The organism is Peribacillus psychrosaccharolyticus ATCC 23296, assembly GCF_000305495.1.
GTDB classification, from domain to species: Bacteria; Bacillota; Bacilli; order Bacillales; family DSM-1321; genus Peribacillus; species Peribacillus psychrosaccharolyticus.
On the sequence record NZ_AJTN02000056.1, the window covers coordinates 1 to 7,287 of the forward strand.

Annotated in this window: 5 protein-coding genes and 2 pseudogenes; 1 reads left to right on the forward strand and 6 read right to left on the reverse strand. The window is 34.9% G+C overall.

Annotated features, from left to right (window positions below):
• Nucleotides 1-162: 162 nt before the first annotated feature.
• The 3 genes and pseudogenes from WYK_RS05230 to WYK_RS05240 all read right to left on the reverse strand — a co-directional run.
• A pseudogene (locus WYK_RS05230) lies at nucleotides 163-916 on the reverse strand (transposase); the annotation flags it as partial.
• Between the two features lie 507 nt (nucleotides 917-1,423).
• Entirely contained in the window at nucleotides 1,424-1,933 is a 510-nt protein-coding gene (locus WYK_RS05235; RefSeq protein ID WP_051387320.1) for a VanZ family protein, read from the reverse strand.
• A gap of 423 nt (nucleotides 1,934-2,356) precedes the next feature.
• Nucleotides 2,357-3,262, reverse strand: coding sequence for a DMT family transporter (locus tag WYK_RS05240; RefSeq protein ID WP_040373534.1), 906 nt, complete (start codon nucleotides 3,260-3,262; stop codon nucleotides 2,357-2,359).
• A gap of 131 nt (nucleotides 3,263-3,393) precedes the next feature.
• Here WYK_RS05240 and WYK_RS05245 point away from each other — a divergent pair.
• Nucleotides 3,394-4,753, forward strand: a pseudogene (locus tag WYK_RS05245) (aminotransferase-like domain-containing protein).
• 385 nt (nucleotides 4,754-5,138) lie between these two features.
• Here WYK_RS05245 and WYK_RS05250 read toward each other — a convergent pair.
• From WYK_RS05250 to WYK_RS25970, 3 genes are all read right to left on the reverse strand, one after another.
• Complete coding sequence (locus tag WYK_RS05250; protein ID WP_040373535.1) at nucleotides 5,139-5,873, reverse strand: Ltp family lipoprotein; 735 nt, start codon at nucleotides 5,871-5,873, stop codon at nucleotides 5,139-5,141.
• A 518-nt stretch (nucleotides 5,874-6,391) separates the two neighbouring features.
• Nucleotides 6,392-6,850: a hypothetical protein gene (locus tag WYK_RS05255; RefSeq protein ID WP_040373536.1), complete on the reverse strand. Its 459-nt coding sequence runs from the start codon at nucleotides 6,848-6,850 to the stop codon at nucleotides 6,392-6,394.
• A gap of 280 nt (nucleotides 6,851-7,130) precedes the next feature.
• A complete protein-coding gene (locus WYK_RS25970) occupies nucleotides 7,131-7,268 on the reverse strand; it encodes a TetR-like C-terminal domain-containing protein (protein WP_268870040.1) in 138 nt (45 codons plus the stop codon).
• Between the last annotated feature and the right edge of the window lie 19 nt (nucleotides 7,269-7,287).

Genomic DNA, 7,287 nt, shown 5'->3' on the forward strand with positions numbered 1-7,287 from the left:
TTACACCATTGAGGTAATTTCATAATTGCTTTTTTTGAAAAAAAAATAGACTTACCGAATTCTATAGGTTTCGAAAAAAATTCATTAAGCAGCTTGTTGTTTTAGAAATACATTTAAGCGATCGCATGCTAACTTTGAGGCGTTATATACCATGTCACGATATCCAGAAGAAAATAGCGATTGTAGGATATATTGACTTTTTGTCCCCACTGCTAAATGAGCTTTGTATCCATACCAAAAGACATTTTTCCCTTCGCTATTTTTCTTTACTCCCCTTTGAGGGTCTTTTGGGACCGAAGAACGAAGTTCAATCAAAGGACTAGGTAACTGAGCTTCAATTTTCTTCTCGAAGATAGAAAGAGTAGCTTCTCGTTCAGCTTTTGCCACTAACCAACTTTCACGTTCTATTTTGGACTTGCGACCTCTTTTTTTCGGTTCAGCTTTAGGTTGTTCGTCTTTTAAAGGCGCTTTATCACAAGCTTCGAAATGTGTGGCATCAATGGCCACGGTATCATCTGAGAAAAAGCCTTCCGTAGTGGCTTGATAAACCAGAGAATTCTGAGCCTTTTCAAGCACATCGGATTCACTCAACTTGGTTAAGAGTCTAGAATAAGCTGCCTCAGATGGCGTCTTGTCTGAGACTGAATCCACATTCTAACTTAAATAAGAAATCTTGATTTAACCGTTTAATTAAGTTTTTTATCGTAGGAATACTTTCAATAATTCGAACACACATAGAGATGATCATGGCGGCATAGTTAAGTTCGACTGGTACTCCAAGTCGTGATTTTTTGTTCACTTCGCGGAAAATCAAGTCCAGGTCAATCGCTGAAATAATGGCTTCATAACGTTGGGTAGGTTCTAATTCAAAAAGTTCTTGCAGGTCAAACAGGCTTCCTTGTCGTATACTAGTCATAGGGAGTCTTCCTCCAGTCTTAGAGTTTGTTCGTCACTTACTCATTTCGACGTTTTGGGGAGGTACTCCTTTTTTTGCGTTTCAAAACCCTTGGGGCTCTAAGTGTCAAATTTATGAAATTGCCTCATTCTATTTTAATTTTTACTTTTAGAATGGGATAAGTACTGTAAATATATAAGTATTTTGATATTAGCGTCATCAAAAGTCATTAGAGGGTCAAAGTCAATGTTAATTATGAAAGTGATCTTCTTGCTGTATTAAGGAAACAGACACAAATAACCTTATCATTTTTCTTTTGGCATAGTGCTTTTCTTTAACATTATTTAAGTACAGAAATGAACGATTACCAATTTTAAAAGCTACCAATCTTTCATTTCTAAAGAAAACCAGGAGAAGAATCTCACCTGAGTGCCTTTTTAATTATATCTAAATAACTCTAATATCCTTATTTTAAATTAGTCTATACTCCTAACAATAACGTTATAAGTCCAATCATCTTTATAACCCCTAATTTGCAATAAATAGTATAGTAACTAAGACGAATATTGGCAAACCTACAATCAAAGATAGTATAGATATAGCTTTCTTAATATTCATATCATTTTTAAAGATTTTCTCAGCAATTTTATAAATCATTAACCCCATGAATCCACCAGCTACATTTAAAATAACATCATCAACATCTGTCGCTCCTATCGTAAAGACATATTGAACAACTTCAATAAATAAGCTAAATAAGAAAATGTAAAACAGATTTTTAGCGATAGATTTTGTGGTGTGTTGGAGAATCAAATAGATACCTGCTGGAATGAACATTAAAATATTCCCCCAAATATTCATATCAATAATCCTTGTTCCACCAATTCCATTATCAACCATAATAAAGTTTTTAATTGAATCAAACGGTATTAAATTAACACTTCTAATGCTATCTCTACCTATGAATACTGTATAGGTTAATAATAGTAGGTAGAAAAGTAATATAGCCCAGTACGAGATAGTTAAGATTTTCTGCATTATGTATTCGACCTTTCATTTTAAAGAATGTTTCAAGTATAGATCAGAAATCTTAAGTAATTGTATGGATATTTCTTAAGAAATTCTTAAACTTCTTATAATCAGTTCTTCTGAGCTATATTCTGGGCCTTACCTAATTGAATAGAAATATCCAACCGCCAGATGAAGACATCCCCATTTTTAAAAAGCGAAATTATATTTCTACCACTTTTACTTTAGTTGGTTCATTTACTCTTGTCTCCATTGAAAAAACACCTCTACTTACAAGTAGGGCGTTTCTCTTTTGGATTACCTGCATACGAAAAGGCATAGATAAAAGTCGTTCTAAGTGGTTCTTTTTGTAAACCGAGCTTACTTATCGTGCGATATTCCCAATAAATCGATAATTACGTTCGGAAACATTCAATCAATCTAATAATCTCTTTACGACTGCTTAACCTTACTGGATATTGGTTCATTATTTTTAGAAATCGTAACATTTTTCCCAACGAATACAGAAGTAACGACAATAATAGACGTTAATATGGTTACCAATGTAATTGATTCCCCTAAAAAGAGCGCAGCAAACATAATCATCAGAAATGGCTGCATATATTGGAGCTGACTTACTCGGGATATCCCGCCTAATGCCATTCCGCCATACCAAGCCACATAAGCTAAGAACTGGCTTACGATGGCTAAGTAAAGGAAACTAATCCACGCTTGTATGGGCGCATGTAACATGTCCATAGACAGCTGCATCCCTACTGGAATCAGAAAGAACGGTGCTCCAATGACTATGGCCCATGCGATGACTTGCCAGCTTCCTATTTCTTTGGACAGCTTTCCTCCCTCCGCGTAACTTAATCCTAAAATAAGGACGGCAGCTAGAAGTCCTAAGTCTTCTATTTGAAGCTTTCCCAATCCTAGCTCTAGCGCATAGACCAGGACAGCTCCTGCCCCAATAAAACTTGCTGCCCAATATCTTAAAGACGGTCTTTCTCCCGCTCGTAACATCGCGAACCCTGCGGTGGCCAATGGTAATAGAGCTAATTCAACGGCTCCGTGTGAAACGGGTAATGTCTGCATTGCCCATGAAGTGAGTAAAGGAAAACCTAAGACCGCTCCTGCTGCGACAAGTACAATACTTTTAAATTGCTGACGTGTAGGTACTTTTTCTTTTCGAACCAACAGGATAATCCCGACCAATAGTGCTGCAATCACGGTTCTTCCTAATCCAACTACGGTTGTTCCGAAATAGTCAACCGCTATACTGGTAGCGGGCAAAGTTAGACTAAAGCAGATAACCCCCACTAACCCCAGCCATAACCCCTTTTTTTCTTTTTCCAATTCGTTTCCTCCCCAACACACTAATAAACCGTGCTCATGTTTGGTATAATCACATCATACTCCATACATATACTGGATACTACGGTTGTTAAATGGATCTGTCAGGGTACAATTTAAGGAGGGTGGGAAACGTGAATCCAAAATACATGATTATTGTAAAAGAGATCAAAGAGCAGCTGACAAACGGACAGTTAGTTGCTGGTTCTAAACTTCCTTCTGTTCGACAACTAGCTGAAACATTTAGCTGTAGTAAGAATACAGTCCTTAAAGCGTACAGTGAGTTAGAAAAAGCGCACTTAATTTATGCAATTCCTCAAAGCGGCTTCTATATTGTCAATGACTTCAAGCGGCCTGATAATCAGCCGGATGTTATTGATTTTTTATCGGCTGGACCCGATAAGCAATTGTTACCCTACATGGACTTTCAACATTGCTTAAATCAAGCGATTGATACCTATAAAGAAGAACTCTTCACCTATTCCGATCAACAAGGCCTTCCTTCATTACGGACAGAAATCGTGAAAAACCTTTCAACATTCACAAGTATTTACAGAACCCGAGCGTGTTGTCATCGTCTCCGGTTCACAACAAGCGATTCACCTTCTAACAGCCCTTCCTTTTCCAAACGGCAAAAAAAATATCCTGATTGAGCAGCCAACCTATTTTGGAATGATTGAATCTCTCGAACTTAACGAAGTTACGACCTTTGGTATTAATTTATCAATGGATGGAATCGATTTAGCACGCCTTGAATATCTGTTTAAAACCAGCGATATTAAGTTTTTCTATGTCATTCCCAGATTCCATAATCCTCTTGGTCATTCTTATACAAATCGTGAGAAGAAAAGAATCATAGAGTTAGCGAATCAATATGATGTCTATATTGTCGAAGATGATTTTCTTGGTGAATTAGAACGCGATACAAAAGCTGACCCATTTTTCGCTTTTGATCCGTCTGGGAGAGTTATCTATATTCAAAGCTTCTCGAAAGTCTTTTTACCTGGACTGCGAATTGCGGGCGTTATCTTGCCAAACATCATGATGAAAAGCTTTTTACGGTATAAATTCAGTTCTGATTTTAACAGCCCTGTCCTCTCTCAAGGCGCATTAGACATTTATTTAAAAAGTGGGATGTACCACAGTCATTTGAAAAAGATAAAGGAAGTCTATTTTCATAAAATACAGCTGCTCAAACATGCTTGTGAACAATTCCTTCCTCAAGGCACACACTATACGAAGCCAGATACAGGCTTTTATCTTTCCATCTATTTACCGCATCACCTATCAGCCAAAAAACTTGCTCTTCTATTATCAGAACAACAAGTACTCGTAGATGATACAAATCGAATGTTCTTAGACGATTTCAATAAAGACAATCTCATTCGCTTATGTATTTCTCAAGTACCTGAGAATCAGATACAATCCGGCATAGAAAAGATCGCTCAAACCATTAAAGAAATGGACAATAAAAAGAGTTTTAGGATTATATAGATTAATGACCATGGATACATTCGCTAATATAAGAGAAATAAGAATAAAAATACTCAAAAATCCCATTATGTTATTTGCACTGGTTAGACTCAGGTGCCATAAAAATAGCAAATGTCGCATGACAAGGGTGTGATATTCCACTAATATTCCTAAACCCTATTTAAGTTTGTCATATTCTACTAAGCATTTTTAAATTTTGGGAAAAGGATGTAATTAGTTTTCTTTTGAATTCGTGCGAAGGCATTGCAAGTAAATAAATTTCTAAACACAAAAAAGACCATGCTAAAGGCTTGGTCTGATTTGTTATATGAAATTAATTCGATTGACTTCCATTTAAAAATTTTTGAAGTTAGTTCTTAAATTTGTTGCGCTTTAAAAGCTTTGACTATAGACCTATTTGGTCTGTAGCATAAGTCGCTTCATTATTGCTGAAACCATCAAATACTAATTGTTCTATTAAACTACTTCTTGAAAATGCAGTCATATCCAGGTATGCTTTACCCTTTTTTACTGCTTGGTCTTTCCAATCTACATCAATCTTATCTACTGCATAAGTCGCATCATTATCACCAAAACCTTCATATACTAATTGTTCTATTAAGCCGCTTCTTGAAAATGCAGTCATATCTATGTATGCTTCAGCCTTTTTTACTGCTTGTTGCTGTGACATCGTTTCAGCTTCTTGTTCAGCTTCTTGTTTAGCTTTTGCCTCTTTTTTAGCTTCTGCTTCTTGTTTAGCTTTTGCCTCTTGTTCAGCTTCTGCTTCTTGTTTAGCTTTTGCCTCTTGTTCAGCTTCTGCTTCTTGTTTAGCTTTTGCCTCTTGTTCAGCTTCTGCTTCTTGTTTAGCTTTCGCCTCTTGTTCAGTTTCTGCTTCTTCTTTAGTTTTTTCTACTTTTTCTTGTTCTGTTTGTTTGCTGTTATCAGCGCTTTCCTTTACAGGAGGAGCAGTTACTCCAAATAAAACGAAAAATACGATGGTTGCAATCCCAAAATACATCAATACATTTTTCCTGGTTTTTTTGGCTACAGGCAGCAACTTTAATGCAATATTAGGTTTAATTAAACCGAAAATGAGTGCAATGAAAGATATGAAAAATAAAATAGCAAACAGATTATTCATTTCTTTTCCCCTTTCTTATTCACTGTTCATTATAATCTACCTAGGTATAACTAACTAGGGAAATATATGGAAACACTAAATACATTAGTTATTATTTCATAGTCCGGAATTGGAACAAAAAGGATTTAAAAAAATATAAAGTTAAGATATAAAAGCAATGCCATACAACAATAAGATGCTCTATTATTAGTTAGGGGAGATCTGCCTCTTCTTTAAGGGAACACCTATATCGGAGAAAACTATATTTATTCATTCTCATTTAAATGAAATAATAAAAAAAGTGCATAAAAATTCTGCACCTTTGAAAACACATTGAACAATCGGTATTTCTTTTTTTACACAAATCGGAAAATTATTTTCAGAGTGAAATTCCAAAGGTATTCTAAGTATCGGATATTCTATAAAAATTAACGAGAATATATAGTCTTTCCTAACCAGCCAGGTCTACACAGCTGGTTTAATCAATTAACAAACGATTGAATCGACCTCTATGGATTTCTCCTCCCATTTTACTTTACTTAGTTTATTTTATATAAAAACTTCTTCATGAGTGAATAGGAATCACTACTAATCGCTTCAGGATAACGAGTTACTAGTTTTTCTAAGTACTTTACTATTTCTTTAACAAATGCATTCGTAAATTCCAGATATCCAACTGATTTTCTCCATTCTAGCTTTTCCTCATAATCATTAAAATTAGTAATATATATTTCATCATTCTCTTTTTCAAAAAAATAGGTTTGGGCATTATCATAGGATTCCAGTTGTCGTTTCCCTTTCTTTTTATCTTTAAAATCAGCTAATATACTAAGGATTTCAATTAAAAAAGCATCATGAAATGAACTATTCAACTCTATTATTTTCTTTCCATTTTCTTTAACCATTAAATTTATAGGATTACCATAATAAAATCTTAAAGAATTGTTCTCTTCTTCTGTTAAATCTTCAAATTCTTCAATATCTAATTCAATTTTCAATATAATACACCCTACTTTCATTTTACTTTAGAACCTGAATTATGATATGTCTGGAAGAGTCGTTTAGCTTAATTTTCTCACCTACTTAAAAAGGTTATCCGTAACATGTCTACGCGGTTTTAAACTGCACTAATGATTCATCTTCCTTGGGATACGAGCGTAAATCCACTGTCGTACGTACCTTATCTAATCCATTAAATAAGCTCGAATTTCAACTTTAATCGAGCGTTTAGCATTTAATTATTGCTCCTTTGTTCGACCATTTTTTCGAAGCCTCCTTCTATTTCTTTTGAATATAGGAAACAATCTCAATATATAATGCGGTCATTTCTTGAGGGGTTTTATCTAACCCATTATGAACCCATTGCTCGATTAATCCTAAGAAAGCAGACGTGATAAAGGATAAAAAGTAATCCATAGGCACTGTTGCATTGAAG

What these genes read in the sequence shown, in the direction of transcription:
- WYK_RS05235 (WP_051387320.1), bottom strand. Translation starts at nt 1,933, where the DNA reads ATGCAGAAAATCTTAACTATCTCGTACTGGGCTATATTACTTTTCTAC.
- WYK_RS05250 (WP_040373535.1), bottom strand. Translation starts at nt 5,873, where the DNA reads ATGAATAATCTGTTTGCTATTTTATTTTTCATATCTTTCATTGCACTC.
- WYK_RS25970 (WP_268870040.1), bottom strand. Translation starts at nt 7,268, where the DNA reads ATGGATTACTTTTTATCCTTTATCACGTCTGCTTTCTTAGGATTAATC.